The organism is Rhodococcus sp. SJ-3 (assembly GCF_051918125.1).
Lineage (GTDB): Bacteria > Actinomycetota > Actinomycetes > Mycobacteriales > Mycobacteriaceae > Rhodococcus.
The window spans coordinates 2,610,473-2,634,143 of the sequence record NZ_CM123306.1 but is presented as its reverse complement, the minus strand read 5'-3'; the positions used below and the strand labels follow the sequence as shown (position 1 = coordinate 2,634,143).

The 23,671-nt window shown below is 66.2% G+C and carries 18 protein-coding genes; 4 read left to right on the top strand and 14 right to left on the bottom strand.

Annotated features, from left to right (window positions below; translation table 11 throughout):
• Positions 1 to 4: 4 nt before the first annotated feature.
• From ACTDXD_RS12125 to ACTDXD_RS12080, 10 genes are all read right to left on the bottom strand, one after another.
• Positions 5 to 568 carry a DUF732 domain-containing protein gene (locus ACTDXD_RS12125; RefSeq protein WP_440127249.1) on the bottom strand — a complete coding sequence of 188 codons (564 nt, stop codon included), beginning with the start codon at positions 566 to 568 and terminating at the stop codon, positions 5 to 7.
• A gap of 156 nt (positions 569 to 724) precedes the next feature.
• Complete coding sequence (locus ACTDXD_RS12120; protein ID WP_440127248.1) at positions 725 to 2,620, bottom strand: alpha/beta hydrolase-fold protein; 1,896 nt, start codon at positions 2,618 to 2,620, stop codon at positions 725 to 727.
• A gap of 250 nt (positions 2,621 to 2,870) precedes the next feature.
• Positions 2,871 to 3,881, bottom strand: coding sequence for an alpha/beta hydrolase (locus ACTDXD_RS12115; protein ID WP_440127247.1), 1,011 nt, complete (start codon positions 3,879 to 3,881; stop codon positions 2,871 to 2,873).
• Positions 3,882 to 4,226: 345 nt separating this feature from the next.
• Positions 4,227 to 6,167: a flagellar motor control protein ZomB gene (zomB, locus tag ACTDXD_RS12110; RefSeq protein ID WP_440127246.1), complete on the bottom strand. Its 1,941-nt coding sequence runs from the start codon at positions 6,165 to 6,167 to the stop codon at positions 4,227 to 4,229.
• Between the two features lie 4 nt (positions 6,168 to 6,171).
• Entirely contained in the window at positions 6,172 to 7,077 is a 906-nt protein-coding gene (locus tag ACTDXD_RS12105) for a decaprenyl-phosphate phosphoribosyltransferase (RefSeq protein ID WP_440127245.1), read from the bottom strand.
• Positions 7,074 to 7,565 (bottom strand): phosphatase PAP2 family protein, encoded by a 492-nt coding sequence (locus ACTDXD_RS12100; RefSeq protein ID WP_440127626.1) that lies wholly within the window; start codon positions 7,563 to 7,565, stop codon positions 7,074 to 7,076. Before ACTDXD_RS12100 ends, ACTDXD_RS12105 begins: the two co-directional genes overlap by 4 nt.
• Positions 7,566 to 7,638: 73 nt before the next feature.
• Positions 7,639 to 9,561 (bottom strand): glycosyltransferase, encoded by a 1,923-nt coding sequence (locus tag ACTDXD_RS12095; protein ID WP_440127244.1) that lies wholly within the window; start codon positions 9,559 to 9,561, stop codon positions 7,639 to 7,641.
• On the bottom strand, positions 9,558 to 10,778 hold the full coding sequence (gene glf / locus ACTDXD_RS12090; protein WP_440127243.1) for a UDP-galactopyranose mutase: 1,221 nt from the start codon (positions 10,776 to 10,778) through the stop codon (positions 9,558 to 9,560). The genes ACTDXD_RS12095 and glf overlap by 4 nt, the downstream gene beginning before the upstream one ends.
• 74 nt (positions 10,779 to 10,852) lie before the next feature.
• A complete protein-coding gene (locus ACTDXD_RS12085) occupies positions 10,853 to 11,608 on the bottom strand; it encodes a MerR family transcriptional regulator (protein ID WP_440127242.1) in 756 nt (251 codons plus the stop codon).
• Between the two features lie 117 nt (positions 11,609 to 11,725).
• Entirely contained in the window at positions 11,726 to 13,282 is a 1,557-nt protein-coding gene (locus ACTDXD_RS12080; protein ID WP_440127241.1) for a SpoIID/LytB domain-containing protein, read from the bottom strand.
• Positions 13,283 to 13,586: 304 nt separating this feature from the next.
• On the opposite strand from ACTDXD_RS12080, the gene ACTDXD_RS12075 reads away from it, so the two are divergent.
• On the top strand, positions 13,587 to 15,665 hold the full coding sequence (locus ACTDXD_RS12075; RefSeq protein ID WP_440127240.1) for an N-acetylmuramoyl-L-alanine amidase: 2,079 nt from the start codon (positions 13,587 to 13,589) through the stop codon (positions 15,663 to 15,665).
• Between the two features lie 24 nt (positions 15,666 to 15,689).
• On the opposite strand, the gene ACTDXD_RS12070 is transcribed toward ACTDXD_RS12075, so the two are convergent.
• The gene (locus tag ACTDXD_RS12070; protein ID WP_440127239.1) at positions 15,690 to 16,511 is read right to left on the bottom strand and encodes an HAD family hydrolase; all 822 of its coding nucleotides are present in this window, start codon (positions 16,509 to 16,511) and stop codon (positions 15,690 to 15,692) included.
• A gap of 4 nt (positions 16,512 to 16,515) precedes the next feature.
• Positions 16,516 to 17,331 carry a lysophospholipid acyltransferase family protein gene (locus ACTDXD_RS12065; protein ID WP_440127238.1) on the bottom strand — a complete coding sequence of 272 codons (816 nt, stop codon included), beginning with the start codon at positions 17,329 to 17,331 and terminating at the stop codon, positions 16,516 to 16,518.
• A gap of 288 nt (positions 17,332 to 17,619) precedes the next feature.
• On the opposite strand from ACTDXD_RS12065, the gene ACTDXD_RS12060 reads away from it, so the two are divergent.
• The 3 genes from ACTDXD_RS12060 to ACTDXD_RS12050 all read left to right on the top strand — a co-directional run bounded on the left by ACTDXD_RS12060 (position 17,620) and on the right by ACTDXD_RS12050 (position 21,438).
• A complete protein-coding gene (locus tag ACTDXD_RS12060; RefSeq protein ID WP_440127625.1) occupies positions 17,620 to 19,215 on the top strand; it encodes a Rieske 2Fe-2S domain-containing protein in 1,596 nt (531 codons plus the stop codon).
• A gap of 99 nt (positions 19,216 to 19,314) precedes the next feature.
• On the top strand, positions 19,315 to 20,301 hold the full coding sequence (locus tag ACTDXD_RS12055; RefSeq protein WP_440127237.1) for an ABC transporter substrate-binding protein: 987 nt from the start codon (positions 19,315 to 19,317) through the stop codon (positions 20,299 to 20,301).
• 120 nt (positions 20,302 to 20,421) lie between these two features.
• Positions 20,422 to 21,438, top strand: coding sequence for an alpha/beta hydrolase-fold protein (locus ACTDXD_RS12050; RefSeq protein WP_440127236.1), 1,017 nt, complete (start codon positions 20,422 to 20,424; stop codon positions 21,436 to 21,438).
• Here the strand turns inward: ACTDXD_RS12050 and ACTDXD_RS12045 are convergent.
• Together ACTDXD_RS12045 and ACTDXD_RS12040 are read right to left on the bottom strand one after the other, a co-directional pair.
• Positions 21,407 to 22,369, bottom strand: coding sequence for a hypothetical protein (locus ACTDXD_RS12045; RefSeq protein WP_440127235.1), 963 nt, complete (start codon positions 22,367 to 22,369; stop codon positions 21,407 to 21,409). The genes ACTDXD_RS12050 and ACTDXD_RS12045 overlap by 32 nt on opposite strands.
• Positions 22,370 to 22,393: 24 nt before the next feature.
• Complete coding sequence (locus ACTDXD_RS12040) at positions 22,394 to 23,566, bottom strand: MFS transporter (RefSeq protein ID WP_440127234.1); 1,173 nt, start codon at positions 23,564 to 23,566, stop codon at positions 22,394 to 22,396.
• Between the last annotated feature and the right edge of the window lie 105 nt (positions 23,567 to 23,671).

Sequence of the window (23,671 nt, the reverse complement as noted above, 5' to 3'; positions counted from 1 at the left end):
CCTGTCAGCTGCAGTATGTGTCGTGGGCGACCGAAATGTACGTGTCGGCGGTCGCGGACGCGTCCTCCTCGGTGATCTCCTCACCGGCAGCGACGGATCCGCTACCGACGAGAGCTGTCACCATCGTCTTGATCTCGTCGGGATTACCGCCCTGGGCCTCGGCCCCGCAGACGTAGTCCGCGATTGCGATCGCGCTCGCCTCGTCGGAGGGCTCGACGCCCTCCTCGCGCAGCGCGGCGAGGAACGCTTCCCCGCTCTCGCTCGGGGCAGGCTGGGACCCTGCCGGCGGCGCTGTCGCTGCTTCGCCCGGGCTCGTCGGGGCAGCGGCGGTGCCCTCGGGGTCTGTGCCCTCGGCATCGGAGGCGTCCGGAGTGGGGGTGCCGTCCGCATCTTCCGAGGCGGTCGCCTCGGCAGAGGTCGTCGCCGAAGCGGTGGTCGTCGTGGTCGAAGGAGTATTCGTGGCCGTCGAATCGTCGCTACCGCACGCGGCCAGCACAGCCGCGGAAGTCAGGGCCGCGGCGATCGCTCCGAGGACGCGGGTCGAGCGGGAGCGGGTCCGTGCAGGCATCTGGGGTGTCCTCACATCCGGAATTCGAGTGATCTGAACTGGGCTCGGTCCAGGCTACAGAGCGCACACGGTGCCGGCCGGAGCGCCTGCTCCGACCGGCACCGTGCGTCCTACGACGTCACCCGATGTTGGGAATCACGGAGGGGCTGTACAGAATCACGGATGGACCGTGGGTACGTCACCGACGACGGAGACCGAGCCGTGCTGGAACTTCTGCTCGATTCCACCTTCGATCGGCGTCTCGTCACCGATCGGATAGCCGAGCCGACCGTTCTCGGCTCCCTCGGCCACCCAGGCCTCGAACACGCGGCCACGCACCGGCCATGCGCCGCTCTGATGAGTCCAGTAGATGTTGCCGTGCTCGAACTCGGAGAACCGCCCGTCATCCTTGATCACGTGCTCGCTCGACTTCGGATAGCCGAGCACCCCCGTCTCGTAGCCGAGTTCGCCGTACTTGCCCAGAATCTTCCCCAACACAGCGTTGGCGCCGGTCGCTTCGGTCCAGTACATCGCGCCGATCTCGAATCCCTGAACGCTGCCGCGCTGATCCGGGGTACCGACCTCGTCGAGCACCGGATATCCGAGCGGACCGGCTTCCCAGCCCTGCTTCTTCCATTCTTCGAAGATCGCGCCTTGCACCGCGCGGGCTCCGTGCTCGGGAGTCCAGTAGATGGCTCCGTTCTGGAAGTGATTGAAGCGACCCCTGCCATCGGCCGTGCCGCGTTCTTCTGTCGTCGGGTATCCGAGCCGTCCGGCAGGACCGCCCACGCTCTGGTACTTGCCGCCGATAGCACCCGCGACAGGAACCGCGGTGCTGCCGGACGAGAACACCCGGCCATGCCGGAAGTCCTGCACTGAGCCACCCGCGACGGGATACTCGCGCGTCAGGCAGTCGCCGAGCCAAGGATTCGCGGCCGCGACATCGCCGAATGCGCCGAGCGGGGCGCACTCGGGTTTCTGGGTCTCGACACCGAGCGTATTGGCGAGCTGCGGCCACAACTGGTGCAGCTCGAACTCCCAGTACGGCCACGAGTGCGTGCCGGACGGCCGGTACACGATCTGCGCGGGGATGCCGAGTTTGTTGAGCTTCGTCGCGAACGCCTGAGAGGTCAGGCGAGACAGGATCTCGAGCCCCATGCCGGCATAGTTGGTGCTCACGCCGGGAACCGCGGTCGGTTGATCGTACGGACCCGTGCTGCCGCTGCCACTCGAGACATACATGCTCACACCGCGGAGTTTCTCGGCGAGCAGATACGGGTCGTGGGACTCCCATCCTTCGCTGCCGGGTTCGCCCCACATCGCGTCGACGTCGAATCCGCCCGCGTCCTGCATGGCGTAACGAATCGCCTCGGGCATCCCGAGTGTCGTGGTGGTGAGAATCCCCGACAGCGACCCCGCGAATTGGAAGAAGCCCTCGTTGCGGGCAGCGAGGAACATCGCGGCGGTGCCACCCATCGACAGGCCGACCACCCCGCGCTTGTCGGTGGTACGCCAGTCCTTTTCGAGGATGGGCGGCAGTTCCTCGGTCAGGAAGGTCTCCCACTTGTAGGTCTGACCGTTGTTCTGATCGAGCCAGTCGGCGTAGAAACTCGACTGGCCACCTACCGGAAGCACCACGTTGACGTTCTTGTCTGCGAAGAACTGCTCGGCGTCCGTCTCGAGCGTCCAGCCGTTCTCATCGTCGCGAGCGCGGAGACCGTCGAGCATGAACACCGATGGGAACCTGGCCTCGGGCGTGAGGTTCCAATCTCGCGCGAGCAGAAGCTGCACCTGGATCGGCGTGCCCATCGAGGGCGAATCGATCCAGAGTGCGACGCGTCGGTCGGTGAGCCAGTCGACCTTGCGTACCGTCGCACCGGACGAGTCCTGCGTCGCAGCCGGGCCGGACTCGGCGACCGACGGCTGCGCCGTCGCCACCGCAACTGTCGTCAATCCTGCCCCGACCGGCGCCACGAGCGCCGCAGCGACGAGCCCGAGCAGACGTCGCTTCGCCGTCGCCCCGGCCGTCCCCTGGTTCGGCCTCCCCCGATGGCCACCATGCACAGTTCGCATCGACTTCGCTCACTTCCTGCATTGCGGTGTTGCAGATCGTCCGCAGAGCGGACTCGGTATCGCGGGAGCCGGCCCTCGATCGGATCGGCCACGCCCGAATCCTGTTTCTACACGTCGAGCAAGGTGATGTGAGGGAGCCGCGCTGTGACAGGTGAGAAAATTGTTATCGAATGCACGAAGCCGCCCGACCGCTCCGTGAGGAGCAATCGGGCGGCGACGTCGAAGCAGTGTGCTTGGCCTGGCAGTCAGATCAGTGCGCGTTGAGTGCGTCCAGGATCTGCGGGCGTGCCTTCCACAGCTCGTCCTCCCAGTACTTCCACGCGTGGGTTCCGCGTGACGGGAAGTCGAACGTGGCCGGGATGCCCAGGGTCGCGAGCTTGACCTGGAATGCGCGGGTCTGGACGAGGGACAGCGCCTCGAGGCCCATGGCGTTGGCCGTGTTGTAGAAGCCGACCAGGCCCTTCGGGTTGTCGTGCTGACCGGGCAGACCGCTGGCCGCCGAAATGTACATGGACAGGCCCTCGAGCTTGGGCGCGAACACGAACGGGTCGTTGCGCAGCCACGCGGGGTTCCACGGCGGGCCCCACATCGAGTCGACGTTGAAGCGGCCGGCGTCGAGCATCGCGATGCGGATGGCCTCACGCATACCGGGGGCCGACAGGTTCAGGTAACCCGACAGCGACGACGCGAACTGGAACTGGTCGCGGTGGTACGCGGCCAGGGTCAGGGCAGCGGAACCGCCCATCGACAGACCCAGGATGCCGTTGTTGCTACGCGAGACACCGCGGGTTTCGAGGTATGCCGGAAGCTGCTCGGTGAGGAACGTCTCCCACTTGTAGGTGATGTCCTGGCCGTTGAAATTACTCGGTGAGTACCAGTCGGTGTAGAAACTCGCCTGGCCGCCGACCGGCATGATGAGGCTGACGTTGTCCTGCGAGAACTGCTGCAGGGCGTTGGTCTCGAAGGTCCATGCGTTCGCGTCGTCGCGGGCACGCAGTCCGTCGAGCATGTAGAGCGCCGCGTCGCCACCGCGTGCGGCCCACTGGATCTGAACCTTGATCGGACCCATGTCCGAATCGACGAAGACCTCTTCGAAACCTCCGGCAGGCGCGCGATGCGAAACCGGCGCGGCCTGGGCCGGTGCGGCAACTGCCGCGGTCGTTCCGGCAACACCTGCAGCAACAGGAAGCACGAGCGCTGCGGCGGCGGTGCCGAGCAGGCGCCTGCGAAGGCCCTGCGACAACCTAGGGACAAAACGCATGAACAATGCTCACTTTCTCGATCTGCGGCGTCCGCGTCTGCGTCCCCCGACGGATTTCGGCGGCGGCGACCGGGTGAAGGTCGCCTTCAAGTCACACTGCGGTCAAGACTGTAAAGGACAGCGTGATCTCTGACAAACCCCGATTCCCAAGGTCTTGAGCTTGCCTTGACTACTTCGTCGCTCGCCGAGGGTACGAACGTTACATCTCCGTTATCCGGCGTGATCTTAGCGAGACCTGCCCGAAGGCCGAGCGCCGGGTCGACCGAACGGCCGTGCAACGCAGAATGTCACATCCCTCCAGGTCAACTGAACGAATGCGACATTCCTCCGAAAACTGGCGGGATCTTAGCCTCGCGGCACCGGCATTTCCAGACCGCAGCGCTGAATCTCATACTTGGGCACTCGCTCGATGCGATAGCCGGAATATTCGAACGCGTTACGAAGATTCCGCTTGAACAGAGGCCAAGTGAGCTCTGCGCTCGACGACGCGAGCAACTCCTGCGTGTCCGGGCACGTCAGCGCCACATGGGCCATGGCAACCCAGTCCTCGTCGAGATAGGCGGGCATCCACGGGTGGACGTCCACCATGCCCGAGTCCGCGATCACCCAATCGGGATACAGGATCTTGTCGTGCCCGATCCGTCCGTCCTCGAGTCGCTCGGTGTGGGCCGCGAGCGGATAGGCGAGGCCCATCTGGTCCACGACCCGCACATCCAGGCCGACGTTCATGCTCGTCATACCGAGGTTCAGGAAGTACACCGTGTGCCCGGCACCGCCCGGTGGGATCGGCAGCGGTGGCGGAACAACGTCCCACACGTCGTACGAGGCCGTCGACAGCAGCAACCCGCCGTCCGGGGTGTTCTCGATCGCCTCGACCATTGCGCGCATGCGGGGATAGTCGAGGTAATCGCTCGCGAGGATCGGATGCGAATGCCCGGTGTTGAGCACGTAGAACGCGCGCTCATCGACGATGCCGGAACGGCCCACCACCGCGCCCTCCGGCATGCCCGTGGTGTTGGAGGCGAAGAACGCCCAGATCACCGTCCCGATCCACAGAATCGCCATACCGCACGCCATACGGGTGCCGCGATTGTTTCCGATCTCCGACCGATCCGGCACCCGCAGCGGCACGACCGCAACGGGAAGCAGGAAGCAGAACAGCGGGGGCAACAACACACGACCGTGCATGAAGTCGCCGCCGACGCGCATCGAGTAGAGCATCAGCAGCAGACCGGCACCAAGGGCGAAGAACACGACGGTCGTCGGAGTTCGCAGCGCCCGCTGACCACGCAATACCCACGCCCGAAGGTCTGTCCCCGATCCCGGCGACACGGCACCGCCACCGGCCGGGGCCCGCGTGGTCCACAACACCACCGCGGCGACGACTGCCAGGAACAGCACCGGCAACCACAGCAGGTACGGACTGACGAGATTGCCGAGGTACTCGAACCCCTGCGACCACTTGGCTCCGCCCGCGTCCTTGGACACGGCCGTGTTCGGGTACGGCAGACCGTAATAACCCATCCGCCAGACCTGGTACGTCAGAGGCACCAGTCCCGCGACCGCAACCATCGCGACCCGCACCCGCCATGTCAGTCCCTGCGCGAGGAACAACATGGCCAGTGCCCCGGCGGCGAGAATGGCAAGTTCCGGGCGCACGAGCGGACCGAGACCCGCGATGAAGGCGGTGACGAGGATCTGGGTGGTGCCGGGCAGGTCCTTCTGTGTCGAGTCGGGTGTCGCCCACCTCACGAGTAGCAGCCACAGCAACGCGATCCAGCAGATCACCAGGCAGGTCTCGAGCCCCGATGTCGCGAAGTCACGCGCGGGTGGCACTGCGATGTAGACGAGTACTCCCGCAGGCAGCAGGAGAACCGTCCCCGTGGCGCTCCGTAGGCGCCACCGGTACATCCGCGCGGCGGCGAACATGGCCAGCACGATCGCACCCGTCGACAACACGAGGGCGATCGTGAGCACCACGTATTCGAGCCGGATTCCGCTCAGCTCTCCTGCCGCGTAGACGAGGTACGTCCAGATGGTCGACGTATTGGCCTCGACCCGCTCACCACTGTTGAACACCGGGCCGTTGCCCGCCATCAGGTTGCGCACGGTGCGCAACACGATCAGGCCGTCGTCGGCGATCCAGCGGCGTTCCCACGCCCCCCAGAACATCAGCAGTGCCGCGATCACGACACCGCCGGCGAAAACCCCCGTCGCGAGGCGACCCGACCGGGCGGGCAGATCGGTGCTCGGTCTGCCCGCCACGCTGTCGTCGACGCCGTCCACGACGTCAGAAGAGGTAGACAGCACCGCCGACCACCACGATCCACACCACCGCAAGGAACTGCAACACGCGGTCGCCCAGTGCAATCTCCTCGGGCTCACCGGCATCTCCACCGTCGACATCCACGGCGTATCGCAGGATCGCGACGACGAACGGGACCATCGAGATCGCGTACCAGTTGGAGTCGGCGACGTTGTCCTGCTCGAACGCCCACAGGCCGTAGCAGATCACCACGGCTGTGGCGGCAAGCGTCCACACGAACCGCAGGTACGTCTCGGTGTAGTACTCGAGCGACTTCCGGATCTTCGCACCCGTCCGCGTCGCGAGCCGCAGCTCCGCGTATCGCTTACCCGCGGCCATGAACAGCGATCCGAACGCCATGATCAGCAGGAACCACTGCGACAGCGGGATCTCGGCGGCCACACCGCCTGCGATCGCACGGATCAAGAAGCCCGACGAGACGATGCAGATGTCGAGGACGGCCTGATGCTTGAGACCGAAGCAGTACGCGAGCTGGATGCCGATATAGACGGCCATCACCACCGCGAGCTGCCAGTTCGCAAGGAACGACAGTGCGATCGAGGCGACGAGCAGCACGACGGCCAGGATGTACGCGAGCCGCAGCGGAAGCACGCCAGCCGCGATCGGCCGGAACCGCTTGGTCGGGTGTTCCCGGTCGGCTTCGACGTCCAACGCGTCGTTGACGAGGTAGATCCCTGACGCCGCCATGCAGAACACCACGAACGCAAGCGCGACCGGCAACAACACGGAAGATTCCGTGACGGACCCCGCCGCCATCGGCGCCGCGAGCACCAGCACGTTCTTGACCCACTGTCGTGGGCGCACCGCCTTGACGATTGCCGCTGGAAGGCTCTTGGGGGCCTCCGAGACGGGTGTCGGTTCCTCGCTCATCGCTCTCCAAACTTCTTCTCTGCCCGCGCCACCACAGCAGCGGACGCCGCCCCGAGCGCAGCACCGGCCAGGACGTCCGTCGGATAGTGCACACCGAGAACGAGACGCGACAACAGCATCGGCGGCACGAGCATCGCCGGAAAGGGTAGCCCGGTGGCGCGCGCCATCAGCACGGCCGCTGCCGTCGTGGACGTCGCGTGCGACGACGGGAAACTCAGCCGACTCGGCGTCGACACGTTGACCTGCAAGGACGCATGGTCCGGACGTTTACGGCGAACGACACGCTTGATGACGATCGACGCTGCGTGCGCTCCGACCGCCCCGACTGCGACTCCTGCCCACCGGGTTCGCCGCTTCGGATCCACCAGTGCTCCCGCCGCGCCGATCGCGATCCAGCCGAGCGCATGCTCGCCGAAGTGCGACATGCCGCGGGCGATCGAGGTTGCTCCGGGCAGAGTGCCGACGGTGCCCTGGACCGTCTGCAACATACGCACTTCGAGCGGCGCGCGCTCGCGGTCGATCGTCACGGTGGCGGTGCCGTCACCGGACGGGACAGTGACGTCATCCCTCGATACCGAAGACATGTTCCCACTCCTTCTTGCTGGTCAGGGCGGGAACCGCATCCCGGTAGCGTTGCTTGAGCTCCGGGAAACGTCGTGCAAGTTCGCGCCGCAACCGCAGCGCTTCGGTCAGCAGCGCCTGTGCCTGCGCGCGGTCGCGCTTACGGTAGACGACGCCCCGGCCGTCCGCGGTGGTCACCGTCACGCCGTCGACCTGCGACAGCAGGAACCACCGTGCGTCGATCGTGGGCACGTTGAGCTGCGGCCGGGTGTGATGCTCCGGGTTCTCGGAGCGCACGCTGTGCAGCACGCCCTTCGCGAGTCGTGAGATCTTCGCGAGTGTGCCCTCGGGCAGCCCGACAGCCCCGACTTCCGCGCCCGACGGCAGCGGCAGTTCGGTCGACGAAGGCAGCACGCGAGCGTCGGAGAAGTTCTTCCGCAGCGCGTGCACGTCACCGAGTGCCTTGGGAAGTAGCTCGAAGAGGTTCTCGGGGCCGGCGAGGAAGTCCTCGATGGCCTTGTTCTGGATCGCGACGGTCGAGTACTCGAGGCACACCAGATGCTTGATGGTGGCCTTGACCGTGTCGAGGACCATGCCCTTGCCGTCACCCGGCATGTGCAGGGCGGCGACGACGAGGCGGTTGCGCAGGTGGAAGTACGCCTGCCAGTCGATGGCATCGTCCTTGTCGCTCCACGCCATGTGCCAGATCGCGGCACCGGGCATCGTCACAGTGGAGTACCCGGCGGCACGGGCACGCAGCCCGTACTCTGCGTCGTCCCACTTGATGAACAGCGGCAGCGGCTGCCCGATCTCCTCCGCGACGACGCGCGGGATCATGCACATCCACCAGCCGTTGAAATCGACGTCGATGCGGCGATGCAGCAGCTTCGAGTTCTCGCGGTCGCGCAGCGGCTTCGTCGAGAAGTCGTGGTCGTATTCGACGTTCGGTGCGGCCGACCACATGAAGTTCGACCGGTTGACGACCTCGCCCATCGTGTGGAGGTGGCTGCGCTCCTGCAGGTTGAGCATCTGCCCGCCGACCAGCGTCGGGGACTTGGCGAACCGTGAGAACGCGAGTGCGCGCAGGATCGAGTCGGGTTCGATCTCGATGTCGTCGTCCATGAACAGGATGTAGGGGGCAGAGGTGGTCTTCAGCGCCTCGTACATGATGCGGCTGTAGCCACCGGACCCACCGAGGTTGGCCTGGTCGTGGATGACCAGCCGGTCGCCGAACGGCGCTGCCGCCTCGGCGAAACCGTCCTGGTCACGAACTTTCTTGGTGCCCTGGTCCGGGATGATCATTGCGTCGATGACATCCATCACCAGCGGATCGGACGCCAGCGCGCGCAGCGCCGCGACACAATCGGCCGGACGGTTGAACGTGGGGATACCCACCGCGACCGAGGCTTTGCCGCGTGCCTCGACCGGCGCGAACCAGCCTGCTGCGTGGACGGTGACGTCGGTGTCGGTGGTGACGTCGAACCAGATCCATCCGCCGTCCTCGAACGGGCCGAGATCGGTCTCGAGTTCGAGGACGACGCCGGTGCCCTCGAACTCACGGCCCTGCACGTGGATGCGGCTCGAATCTGCCTTACTGCGGTAGATGTCGATTCGACCGTGACCAGTGAGCTCGAGTCGCAGCACCACCGAGTTCAGCGTGCTCCACCGACGCCAGTAGCTCGCGGGGAACGCATTGAAATAGGTGCACAGCGACACCTCGGACTCGGCACCGATGTTCAGCTCGGTTCGGCTCGACGCGTGTGCCCGTCGCGCGTTGGTGGACGATTCCTCGATGTAGAGGGTCCGCACATCCAGAGGTTCACCCGGTCGAGGCAGGATGATCCGCTGGAGCAGCGCTTTACCGAGCGAGTCGCTGTCCGATGCGTCGGGCGCCGGCGCGACGGTGGTGGTCGATCGGCTCATGAGGCATCCCCCGCGATCGGCGCACCCGATTCGAAGTGCGGCGCCACAGTGTTGTCGAACATCGTCAACGCGCTCGCGATCGCCATGTGCATATCGAGGTACTGGTAGGTGCCGAGACGGCCACCGAACAGCACCTTGTTCGCCGCAGCTTCCTTCTTGGCGAGCTCACGGTAGGCGGCGACCTTCGCGCGGTCGTCGGACGTGTTGATCGGGTAGTACGGCTCGTCCTCGTCCTCCGCGAAACGCGAGAACTCACGCATGATGACGGTCTTGTCCGCCGGATACGTGTCGCGTTCGGGGTGGAAGTGCCGGAACTCGTGGATGCGGGTGAAGGGCACGTCGGCGTCGTTGTAGTTCATCACCGGAGTTCCCTGGAAGTCACCGGTGGGCAGGACCTCGGTCTCGAAGTCCAGGGTTCGCCAGCCGAGCTTGCCTTCGGCGTAGTCGAAGTAGCGGTCGAGCGGACCGGTGTAGACGACGGGTGCGTCGGGGCTCGCGCCGCGGATGTCGTCGCGTACCTCGAACCAGTCGGTGTTCAGACGGATCTCGATCTTCGGATCCTTCGCCATGTTCTCGAGCCACGCGGTGTAGCCGTCGACGGGCAGACCCTCGTAGGTGTCGTTGAAGTAGCGGTTGTCGAACGTGTACCGCACGGGCAGGCGGGTGATGTTGCCTGCGGGCAGTTCCTTGGGATCGGTCTGCCACTGCTTGGCGGTGTAATCGCGGATGAATGCCTCATAGAGGGGACGGCCGATCAGGGAGATCGCCTTCTCCTCGAGGTTCTGGGCGTCGGCGGTCGAGATCTCGGCGGACTGTTCCTTGATCAGTGCCCGCGCTTCGTCAGGGCTGTAGTAGCGCCCGAAGAACTGGGAGATCAGGCCGAGGCCCATGGGGAACTGGTAGGCCTGACCGCCATGCTTCGCGAATACGCGATGCTGGTAGCCGGTGAAGTCGGTGAACTGGGTGACGTAATCCCAGACCCGCTTGTTCGACGTGTGGAACAGGTGGGCACCGTACTTGTGGACCTCGATTCCGGTCTCCGGTTCGGGTTCGGAGTACGCGTTGCCACCGAGATGGTGGCGGCGTTCGACCACGAGGACCCGCTTCCCGAGCTGCGTGGCCGCGCGCTCGGCAATCGTCAGTCCGAAGAATCCGGAGCCGACGACGATCAGGTCGTACTCACCGGGAGAGGGCTGGGGCGCTGATGCAGCAGTCACGGAGAACCAGGGTAACGACCTTGTCACCCCGGTGCCCTTTCGGTCCGTCGGCGGGTCCCGAAAGGGCCGGGTGATCAGAGGTAATACTGCAGGGAGGCGCGTACGAACTCGGCGCCAGCGGTGCCGCCGTAGTTCGCCGCGAACCGGTCGTCCTCGACGTACATATCGGCGAGGCCGAGCACATAGTCACGCAGGCCGGACTGGTCCGCGCCGTGAGCGGGCGTGCCCGGAACGGACGACAACCATTCGATGTGACGGCGTACGAGGTCCTGGGCCTGCTCTCCGTGCGGGTCGAGACCCGCCTGAGCCGCGGCCGCCCAGTCTGCGCTCAGCCGGGCGACGTGCGACTGCCAGTCGCGCCGTTCGTGCTCGCTCAGCCCGCGCCACCACCGGTCGCCGGTGGCGTACGCCCGCGCGCCCCAGCGTTCGGTCACCTCTTCGCGGTATTGCGTGTGATCGAACCCGTCGAATACTTCGGTCGCCATGAGTTCTTCTCCTTTCTCTGTTTTCTCGAGGGTCGCGCGAACCGCCCGGATTCGGCGTTCGAGTTGGGTTCGCTCGTGTTGGAGCATCTCCAGATGAGTACGCAGCGCACCCGCCGTATCCCGGCGGTCGGCGAGGGCGTCGCGGATCGCGGGTAGTCCGAGACCGAGGTCGCGCAGCAGCAGGATCCGCTGCAGCCGAACCAAGGCATCCGAGTCGTAGAAGCGCATCCCGCTGCGTCCCGTGCGACTCGGCGGGAGCAACCCGACGTCGTGGTAGTGCCGCAGGGTTCGGCTGGTGACTCCGGCCTCCCGGGATAGCTCCTGGATCGACCATTCGCGCCCCATGTTCGCCCCTTCGGTTCTGCTCGATACCCAGCGTGCATCTTGACGCTGCGTCAATGTCAAGCAGCCGACATTTCCGGGACGAGCAGCCGACCTTCCGGCGCTGCGCTTCGGCCTGCGCTATTCGGCGCTTCCGGTGCTCGGGAACCAGTCACGCAGGAAGCTCGACTCGATGACCTGGGCGCCGAGATCGGGGGTCCAGACGATCGCGCCGCCGGTGAAGATGCGGAACTTGCCGCGTTCGTCCGGAAGCATCAATTCGGGTCCGACGGGCGAGCCGAGAAGGCCCTCGACCCCGCCGAGTTCGAGGTACTTCGACTGGATCTCCGAACTGTCACCGGTCTCGAACCGGAGGGCCCCCACCTCGGTGTCGATCTCCGGCGCAGGCGTCGGCGGAGGCACCGCTGCTTCGGCGCCTTCCTGCACGCTGAACCAGTCGGACCGCAGACCGAGTTTGGCACGTGCCTCGGCACCGGTGGTCTCGATCGTCCGGTCGGAGCCGATCACGCGCACCTGGGTAGCGCGACCTCCCGCGTCGCCGAGGTTGTTGCGGGCGATGACCTCGATGTTCTGGAGTTCCCCGACGCCGAATGCCGTGCCGATCTCGCCGGCGGTGACCGTCTTGGCCCACTGCCGGTTGGGTGCGACCCTGTCGCCGAGGTCCTCGACCGGAGGAAAGGTTCCGCCCGCGCTGTACCCGCCGGTCGATGCCGAGAATTCGCTGCGGACCACCGCGCCGTCCTTCATCAGCGCCTGTCCACGGGTGGTGCGAATGGCGTCGTCGGTCCGGGGATCCTCCGTGCCGGAACCGCCGTACACCTGGCAGCTCGTCGTGTCGCAGGTCTGCCACTTCTCATTGCGCTTTTCTGCGAGGGCGTACGAGCGAGCCGCGATGGCCTGTGCACGTAGCGCTTCAGCCCCGCCCGTGTCGGCCCAACCGGGCAGGGCCTCGGCGGGAACGACACTGCGGAGGTAGTCCTCGACGTTCAGACGATTGACGGTGCGTGCGGCGTCTCCTTCGAGCGCCACACCGATCGCGCCGCGGTAGGCGGTGTCGCCTGAGCAGAGCTTGAGGTGTTCCTCCCTGGGACGATCCTCGCCGAGATCCACCGGGTCGACCCATGGCATATCTGTGGCGCCCTGCCACAGCACGTCGCCGCTGCAACCGGCGGTCACCACGACGTTCGCACCCCCGTCTGCGTTCGGGGTGAGGTGGGCGGCCTCCCCTGGGCCGACCTGCCTGCCCGCGACGGTGAGGCCTGCGTCGGAGTAGACGTCGAGGCTGTGGTCGTCGAGTCCAGAGAGACGCACGGCGATCATGGAGTCTTCGACGGTGCCCAGCGTGGTACCGCCGTAGTAGTGGCCGACGATGCGCTCGGCCGTCCAGCCGTCCTGCGCGTAACCGTAGGCGCCCCACTGGCCCATGCCGCGACCGTGGCCGTGGCCCTGACCGCTGAAAGTGAAGGGTGTGTCGGCGGAGACGGCCTGCCGGACCTCGGGACCGTCCGAGCCGCTGCTGACGAGAACGCCGACGGCCGCGCCTGCGAGCAAGGCAGGCGCGATACCGACCACAGCGGCACGTGTCGCGATCGGGCGCCATCCGTTGCGCAGCGGCCGGCCGAGGACGACACGCCGTCTACGAATTTTTCCTTTGCGACGAATCGACTGTCGTGCCATGCGCTGCGCTCCCTTGTTCTCGCATTTCCGCTGATCACGCGGACGACTGTCCGCGTCATCGCCCGCTCTCACGGATCGGACATCCCGAGACCGATGCTCAAGCTCAGGTTGAGGGTTATGGTTGGCTGTGTCTAGTGTGACAAGAGTGACGAGGTATCGCAACAAATGTCACAACAGCAACAATGGCATCACAAGTTGCCTTCATCAGCGGCCTCTTCCAGCACGAAGCGGGCTCGAGGATGTTGGATTCCGACGAGTGATATCGACCGTCCGAACCGCGCACAGCAACAGGGAGTAGCAAACAGTGCCGCATCGCCGCCCGAAGCCGTCGATCGTCCTGGGTGCCGTCGCCGCCCTGGCCGTCGCAACACCTTTCGCGGTGTCCGGCTTCACCAATGACCAGACCGAGATCCGTCGGACCAGTGATTCCGTCGAAGCGGTTGCGCCCACGATCGCTGAGGTCGTACTCGCATCGGTCCCCGATCTCGTGATTCCACTCGAAGAGCTGACCGGGCTCAACCTGCCCGACATGAGCCTGAAAGAGATCGTCCAAGGCCTCCCCGAGATCACTACTGCACCCGATCCGGCAGGCGGGCCGGTCGGTCAGGTGGGGGCGGTCGTAAAAGAGCTCACCCAGGACACCCCGTTCAGCCTCGTCGCACTCACCGCAAGCGACATCGCCGACACGGACGCGATGATCCGCGCGCAGAACGAGGACGGCACGTGGGGTCCGTGGGCTGCGACCGAGCCCCTCGAGTCCTCTCGCAACGACACCGCAGGCGACGCGCGCAGAGGCACCGAGCCGATCTTCGTCGGTGCGACCAATGCCGTTCAGGTCCTGCTGACGCCCCGACCGGGTCCGGAGCCGAACCTCGCCGGTGCCGAAGCGCCGCCGGAGGAAGCGCCTGCGCCGCCGGCCCCCGAGGCGCCCGCTCCCCCTGAAGCTCCCGCGCCGGCAGAGGCACCCGCAGAGGCACCCGCACCGGCAGAGCCACCTGCACCGGCGGAAGCACCGGTTCCCGACGCGGCACCCGCAGAGGGCACACCCGAACTCGGTTACGTGCCTGCCTCGTCGTCTCGCCCGCTGCACAGCCAGGACCCGGCCCAGGCCCTCGCCGACAGCGTCAGCGCTGTGCTCATCGATCCGGGTACCAGCCCCGCCGACGCCACCCTCGAAGACATCGCGGGCCCAGTGGGCGACTCCGGCCTCAAGGTCATCACCCGCTCCCAGTGGGGCGCCGACGAATCGATCCGGTGCGACGAACCCACCTACGACGACTCTCTCGGCGGTGCCACCGTGCACCACACCGCAGGAAGCAACGACTACTCCAAGGCGGAATCCGCCGAGATCGTGCGCGCGATCTACGCGTACCACGCGCAGACGCTCGGCTGGTGCGACGTGGGCTACAACGTGCTGGTCGACAAGTACGGCCAGGTTTTCGAAGGTCGTGCAGGAGGGCTCGACCGCAACGTGCAGGGCGCCCACGCGGGCGGCTTCAACGAGAACACGATGGGTATCGCCATGATGGGCGACTTCTCATCTGCAACACCGCCCGATGCGACCCTCAACGCCGTGGGCAAGTTCCTCGGCTGGCGGCTCGCGAAGGCCGGGCTCGATCCCAAGGGTCACACCACGATGTACTCCGAGGGCACCTCGTTCACTCCGTACCCGCGGGGCGCGGCCGTGGACCTGCCGATCATCTTCGCGCACCGCGATGTCGGCAACACCAGTTGCCCCGGCGACGGCGGATACGCCCAGATGGACAAGATCCGCGACATCGCCGCGAGCGCCGCAAAGGGCACGAGCCCGAGCACCGATCTGGCAACGGACGGCCCACCGCCCGCGCGTGGTGCTGTACCCGACACCGATGCCGGCGTGCCGGCAACCGGATCGGCCGAGAACGTCCAGAACCTCGTGCAGGAACTGATCCGTCTCGCCGACAATCACCCGCTGGCCCAGAAGTGGATCGCCGAAGGCGGCGAGACCGGACGTCTGGGTACGGCCATGACATCGGTCCTCCCCGCGAAGGGTGGATTCGAGAGCGCCCAGTTCGTCAACGGTGCCATCTACTCCTCGCCCAACGGCGGGGTGTGGACGGTGCTCGGCGAGATCTACAAGGCGTGGCAGAAGTCCGGGCTCGACGCTGGTGAGCTGGGGTTGCCCACCAGCGACGAGTACCGGGTGCCGGACGGTTGGCGATCGGACTTCGAGTTCGGTTCGCTGATCTTCAACGAGGTCACCGGTGTCGTCACCAAGGTGCTCCGCGCTTACAACGACGCCTACGAGGAGTCGATGCGGGAACCCGCGGCCGCTCCGGTCGCGCCGGAACCTGCGCCGGCACCGGAAGCCCCGCAGGCACCTGAACCGGTGCCTGCAGGCTGACCTTCGATCACCGGCAGAGTCAGGTCACTGCCACCAGCGTTCGAGGATGCGGGCAACCCCGTCCTCGACGTTGGTGGCAGTGACTTCGTCTGCGACCGATTTGGCCTCGGGATGTGCGTTTTCCATCGCAACACCGTGGCGCGCGATCGACAGCATCGGAATGTCGTTGGGCATGTCACCGAATGCGACGAGATGATCGAAGGACACCCCCAGGTGGCGAGCGGCCTCCTGCAACCCCGACGCCTTCGTGACCCCCGCAGCGGAGATCTCGATGAGACCGTTGTCCGTCGAGAACGTCAGGTCGACGAGCCCGTGCAGTTTCGGCAGGAGCGCCTCGGCCATCGCGGCGCTGCTGGCACCGGGCAGCCGGATCAGCAGTTTGATGGCGGGCGCCGCTATCACGTCGTGCTCGGCGAGTTCGGTGTTGTCCGGATTCAGCCACGCATGCTCGTAACCCGGCGAGCTCACGAACTGGGGTGTCGCAGCGTCGTGCGCGCTGGCCCCCACTCTTTCCGCCGCGAGACCGCTACCCGGAAGAACCGTCTCCGCGACCTCGGCGAGCCAACCCAATTCGTCGGTGGTGAGCACCGCGGCACTGAGCACCTGGTCGGTCGCACTGTCGTAGAGGACAGCACCGTTGGCGCACACCGCGAGCGGTGCGTACCGAAGCTGGTCGACCACCGGTGCGATCCACCGCGGCGGGCGTCCGGTCGCAAGAACGAACGGTGTTCCGGAATCGACCACGGCGTGGACCGCCGCACGGGTGCGGTCGGAAATCCGTTCCGTGTCGTCGATCAGGGTTCCGTCGACATCGGACGCGACAAGACTCGGACGCTGAGGGCTCACTCCGTCATTGTGCCGAAGGCGGGTTTCCGCTCGCGCCCGGCTCTCCTCCACTGCCGTCGCGGCCCTCGCGCCGGGCGCGCTCCGCTTCCTTGCGGGCACGACGTTCCGCCGCGACACGCGCGTCGTCGGCGTTCGCTTCCTCCGGCGTCGGAGCCGATCCACCGAGCCGCTCGGGCACCCAGTAGGCACCCGGCTCGTGGCGATAGTCCTGCTGCGCTTGCTTCAGCATCCGGTCCATGGTGGCGCGCAGCTCGGCGGTCATCTCGGCGGCGGGCTCGAACGGTTCGATCGGAGCCCCGACGACGATGGTGATGGGGGTGTTCGTCCGGCCGAGTCGCTTGGGATGTCCCTTGGTCCACACCCGCTGTGACCCCCACAGCACCATCGGTACGACGGGCACACCGGCTTCGAGTGCCATCCGTGCCGCGCCGGACCTGAACTCCTTGAGCTCGAAGCTGCGGCTGATGGTCTCCTCGGGGAACACACCGACGAGATCACCCCTGCGAAGCGCCTCGACCGCAAGCCGATACGAATCGCCTGCATCACCGCGGTCGACGGGGATGTGCTTCATGGCGCGCATCATCGGCCCGGAGATCTTGTTGTCGAAGACTTCCTTCTTCGCCATGAACCGGATGTACCGCTTGGTTTCACGCGCGGGAATGCCCGCGTAGGTGAAGTCCATGTAGCCCGTGTGATTCATCGCGATGACCGCACCCCCGGTCGCCGGGATGTGCTCCGCCCCGGAGATCGTGAATTTCAGGCCTTGCGCTGCGAACAGTGTGCGTGCCACGCCGATGATGGTCCGGTAGAAGGGTTCCACGTCGCCAGCGTAGCCGGGTCCACCGCATCGGACCGACCGCGATCGACGTCAGAGGCGAGAGCGATCCCGAAACATCCGCGGTCACGATCGGTGACGTGCCCGGCGACGTTCTCACCTGCCGACGACGCCTACTGGAGTGTGACGATCCCCGTCGTCGGGGCAGGAACGGCTCGTGACCTGGTTGTCTACGTCACAATCGCGTCGAACGGGTACTGCCTGGGCGCAGTGGACCGATCGGCGCCCCCTACCCTGGTGGTCACGTCGGTCAGCACGTCAGGAGGCAACGAAGTGCAGATCACCAGTGTCGGACACGCAGGGTTCCACATTCGGACAGAGGCCGGGTCCATCCTGTGCGACCCCTGGATCAACCCCGCGTACTTCGCATCGTGGGTGCCGTTTCCCGACAACACCGGGCTCGATTGGGAAGAGCTCGGCAACGTCGACTACCTGTACGTTTCGCACCTGCACAAGGATCACTTCGATCCGGGCACGCTGAGCAAGTACGTCGACAAGGACGCGACGGTGCTGCTGCCGGACTACCCGGTGCCGGATCTGCGGCGTGAACTCGAGGCACTGGGCTTCACCAAATTCTTCGAGACCACCGACTCCGTGAAGCATCGGATCTCCGCTGCGGGTATCGAGGCCGCTCCGCAGGCCGCGGTCGGACCGGGCGAGCTCGACATCATGATCATCGCGTTGCGCGCACCCGCCGATGGGCCGATCGGTGACTCGGGTCTGGTCGTCTCAGACGGCTCGACCACCGTGTTCAACATGAACGACGCGCGCCCGATCGACATGGATCCGATGCACGAGGCGTTCGGCCACATCGACATCCATCTGCTGCAGTATTCGGGTGCCATCTGGTATCCGATGGTCTACGACATCCCGAAGAAGACCAAGGCCAATTTCGGCAAGCAGAAGCGTCAGCGTGGCATGGACCGTTGCCGCAGTTACATCGAGCAGGTCGGAGCCACCTGGATCGTGCCGTCCGCAGGGCCGCCGGTGTTCCTCGACGACGATCTGCGCGACCTCAACGACGACCACGGCGACGAGGGGAACATCTTCCCCGACCAGCACGTGTTCCTCGAACAGCTGCGCATCCACGGGCGCGACGGCGGCCTGCTCATGATCCCGGGGTCGACGGTGGATCTGGTCGGCAAGGATCGGATGACCCTCACGCATCCGATCCCGGACGAGCAGGTCGATGCGATCTTCACCGACAAGGCCGCCTACATCGAGGACATGGCGAAGCGGTTCGCGCCGATCATCGCGGCGGAGAAGGCCGCGTGGGCTCCCGCCGAAGGTGAGCCGTTGCTGCCCGCGTTGAAGGCGAAGTTCGAGCCGATCATGGCGCAGTCCGATCTGATCTGCGACGGTATCGGTTACCCCGTGGGTCTGGTCATGGGCTCGGGCGACGACGCCGAGACCGTCGTGCTGGATTTCCCGAAGCGGGTGGTGCGGGAGCCCATCGAGGGAGAAGGCAAGTACCGCTACGGGTTCCGCATCGCACCGGAGCTGGTGCGGACGGTTCTGCGCGACGACGAACCCGACTGGGTCAACACGATCTTCCTGTCCACCCGTTTCACGGCGTGGCGCATCGGCGGGTACAACGAGTTCCTGTACACGTTCTTCAAGTGCCTCACCGATGAGCGAATCGCCTACGCGGACGGCTGGTTCGCCGAGGCGCACGACGACACGGCGTCGATCGAGCTGGGCGGCTACGAGATTCAGCGTCGCTGCCCGCACCTGAAGGCCGATCTGTCGAAGTTCGGCGTGGTCGACGGCACCACCCTCACCTGCAATCTCCACGGCTGGCAGTGGGATCTCGACTCGGGTCGTTGCAAGACGTCCAAGGGTCACGAACTGCGCAGCAGCAAACTCTGATGCCGGTCGTGTGGTTCCGGTAGTTCCGGCTACCGGAACCACACCCCATCTGCTCAGGTTAGGCTTACCTCCCGTTTGCTGGTCATCGAGGAGGTCTACATGAGATTCGGTCGGATTGCCGTCTCACTCGCCGCAGTTCCGCTGCTGTTCGTCGCGGCATGTTCGTCGGGTTCGTCGGACGCTGCGTCGTCGGCCGATGACGCAGCGGCGGTCACGGTGAGCCATCTGTTCGGCGAGACCACGGTCGAGGGCACACCCGAGCGAGTGGTCACCCTGTCGGTGTCCGACAACGACGCAGCCCTCGCGTCCGGTGTCGTTCCGGTCGCGATGGCGCAGTCGGTGGTCAAGCCGGTCATGCCGTGGACCGAGGAAGCGATCACGGAGCTCGGCAGCGAGATCCCGCCGCTGCTCGACTTCGGGACCGAGGTCCCGGTCGAGGAAGTCGCGTCCTACGAGCCCGATCTGATCCTCGCGACCGGCCTCGAGCTCACCGACACCGTCTACGAGCAGCTCGCAGCCATCGCTCCCACCCTGGCCCGCGCCGAAGCCGAGCAGGCCGACACGTGGGCCGAGCAGTCCCAACGCGTCTCCGAGCTGTTCGGTACTCGCGAGGACATCGACGCCCAGATCGAGGCCACCGAATCCGAACTAGAGGCCGCTGCCGAACGCAATCCGGAACTGAACGGCGCCACCTACGTCGTGTCCCTGCTGCACTCCGCCGATCAGGCAGGTCTGCTCACCGGACCGGACTCCGCCACGAGTCAGCTGCTCGGCAGCCTCGGTCTCGTCCCCGCGCCGGAGACCGAGAAGTACGTCGAGGAGGGCAAGGACAACCAGCTCAGCCCCGAGAACCTCCGCCTCCTCGAGGCGGATGTGCTCATCGGTTACTTCCCCGACACCGGTCTGCGCGACACGTACTACGCGATGCCGGTGTTCAATTCGCTGAACGTGGTCGAAGGCGGCCATCACTACCAGCCGACCGACGAAGAATGGCGTGGTTTCCGCTCGACCAGCCTGCTGAGCATGGCATGGCTCGGCCAGGAACTACCCAACAAGATCGCAGCCGCGATCCGCGGAGAGGGCTGACCGGACTTGTCCGAGAACACCACCGTTCCCGCGCCCTCGCCGAGGAAGCGACGACCGGCCCCCGATCGTTCCGTCCCCACTCCGACTGCCGTCCGCGATGCCCTGCAGGGTGACCGAACCGTGGTCTTCACCTCCGACGGCCCCGACTGGATAGCGACGTTCGCAGTGGGTGACGCCGCATTGCCACCCTCGACGACCGCAGTCTTCCTCGACGTCAACTGCGTCACCGACCGGAGCCGGATTCCCGCAGGAAGCATGTTCCGCGACACGGACTCACGGTTGTGGATCCTGTCCGTTCGGGTTCCGGCCGGCTGGCGTGGCGCGTACACATTCATTCCGTCGAACGCACCACTGACGGTTCCGGAAGGCGACGTGAACCAGCGTCAGTGGTGGATCGACTTCCGCCGGGGCGCCATCGGATCGTTCGAAGGAGCTGCCCCCGACGCCGAGCCACAGCGACTCCGGACGGGCGCACTCCCGGAAGGCATCCTCACGACAGAAACAGTGGAGCTCGACGGCACCCCGCGTCGCGTCGGCACCTACGTGCCGCCCGTGCCCGGTCACGGCACCGTCGTGTTGTTCGACGGCGACGAGGTCCGCCGCCACCGGGTGCTCGCCGCGTTCGACGATCCCGAGAACGCCCCCGCGCGGGTGCTCGTCGTCGACCACGTGAGCGCCGACGGTCAGGAACGCAATGTGCGGGCATCGGACCTGACCGCCAACCCGCGCTTCCGCGACGAGCTACTCGCATACGCGGGCGAGCCCGTGACGGTGGGTGGCTGCTCGTACGGCGGACTCGCGTCGATGTTCTTCGCGTTGACCCGGCCCGATGCCGTGCGCGGCGCAGCCTGCCTGTCACCGTCGATGTGGTGGCACGACGAACAGGGGCACGATGTTCCGACACTCGCGAAGGCCGACAACGGCGGCGACGTGCCCATCCTCAGCGAGGTGGGTTCACTCGAGTGGATGATGCTCGACGAGGTCGCCGACGCCACCGATCGACTGGCCGCAGCCGGCCACCCGATTCGTTCGGGGACCTTCGCGGGTGGTCACGACTGGGTTCAGTGGCGCGAGCGGCTGCCCGCCCTGATCACAGAACTGCGGGTCACACAGTCGGGACGCTCGGAATCGGTGTGACCGCAGGGCGCGGTGCGAACGCCGGCACGAGCAACAGCACCGCGCCGCCTGCGATCAGCGCGAACGGCCACCACTGACGGTCCCCGGCCTCCACGGTGGGTTCGGCGGCCTGCGCGTCACCGGACTTCGGCAGCGCCTGCGTCGCGTCCCGGACATTGCCCGAGATGCTCTGCACTACATTGCTCACCGGTCCGACACCCGCCACGAGCTGGCCGGTGCCGTCGGTCAGTTGCCTGCCACCGTCGTCCAGCAGGATCAGGCCGTCGCGCAACTGCCGCGACCCGTCTGCGGCCTGTGTCATACCGGCGACGAACTGTGCGTTCGGATCGGTCAGTTCGTAGGCGAGTTGCTGCGCGCCGCTGCGCAGCTGCCCGAGCTGGTCCATGGTCTCGGGTCCCAGACCCTGGGTGTTCAGCATGTCGACCAGCCCTCTGATCTCCGCCGACGCCGAGCTCGACACGGGGTCGCCGGACAGATCGAGTGTGTCGGCGACGCTCGTGAGCTGCGTGGTGACACTGCCCTGCATCTCACCGAATCCGGTGAGCCGGGTGACCACCTCGTCGACGCCCCCGCTGATCTGGGAGGCTCCGTCGCCGAGCAGACCCACGCCGCCCTCCAGCTGGTCGAGTCCGCCCGCGAGCTGCTCTCCTCCCGCCCTGGCCTGACCGAGTCCGTCGGCGAGTTGCTGCGCGCCGTCGTCGAGTTGGCGGCTGCCGTCGGTGAGCTGGCCGACGCCACCATCGAGGATCGACAGCGGGAGACTCGCCTGTTGCAACGTACTGCGGGCGTCGTCGACTCCGGTGCCTGCCGTCTCCTGTTCGGCAACGGTGACGGTGGCCTCCGGCGAATCGAGATAGGCGAAGATCGAGCCGGCGCCGACAAGGGCCGCCCCGGAAACTGCGGTGATCATGGTGAGCAGACGTGCACGCATGTGCGTCGAGGCTAGAGCCTCCGGTTAAGAAGCTGCTGAGGAGCCCCGATCGGGTAGCCATCGGACGGCAGTGATACCTACCACGAGCAGCGGCAACACCGTCGACACCACGAGCGCAGACAGCGGAATCCAGGCCGAGCCCACCGCGAACCACGCGAACACAGCAACCGACATCACCTCGCTCGTCAGCCCCATCACCGAGGTCACCGTGGCGCGGGTGCGACCCGACATCGTGGCCTGCAGACGGGCCTCGGCGACGATGGCGGTGTTGTGCAGAGCGCCGTACCCGAGTCCGATCGCGATGAACCCGCCGACGCCGCCCACCATCGCGCCGGCCGCCAGGAGCAGCGCCCCCGCGATCACGAGCACACCCATCACCCGTCCGCTCATCGAGGCGGTCCTGCCCGCGGCCGCAGCACCGAGCACCTGACCGGCCACCGTCAGCGCCACCAGAACAGGTACCTGCTCGATGGGCGCACCACCTTCCCGCGCGAGCAGGCCGAAGTACTCGTCGAACGCAAGACACGCGAGCAGTGCCGCAGCCAGGATCACCGCGCGGCGTACCACCTTGTCGGTGCGCACTTCGCTCGTGCCGTCCCGCAGCGCCGAAATGTAGCGGACGAGCAGCGTGTCGCCGGTGCCGTCGAGATCGTCTGCCTCCATCGAACGGGGCGCACACGGCAACGTGAGCACAAGCAGCGTGTTCGCGACAATGACCCCGATCGACACCCACCCGACCAGCGCATAGCCTCCGAGTTCGAACAGCGGGGACGCTGACAGGATCGCGACGAACACGCACACCATCTCGCCTGCGTTCGCATACCCCATCACCGCGGCGTATCTGTGTTCGACGTGACCGGGTTCGACGTGACCGGCTTCGGCGCTGCACGCCGTGAGGTCGTCGTAGACGAGCGCCTCGAACGTGCCCGATTTCAGGGATTCACTGACACCCCACAGCACGAACCCTGCCGCGAACCCCCACACCGTGGGCCAGATCATCCAGATCGTGAAGGTCGCGGTGAACAGGACGCCACTGCCGAGCAGCAGACCACGGCGCGACACCGTATCGGCCCACGCGCCCGACGGAACCTCCGAAACGAACGCAACAACGGACCACAGGACGAACAACAACGAAATACTGCCGGTGCTCAGGCCGTGGTCTTCGAAAAGCAGCGCGTAGAGCCCGTAGAGCGGCACGAGTTCGCGAGTGGCCGCGTAGGCGACCGCCCGGACGGACAGGGAAGTCGAACGGTCGAATCAACATCGTCGGCGCATGGATCCAGCATGACACCGGATCTCGCG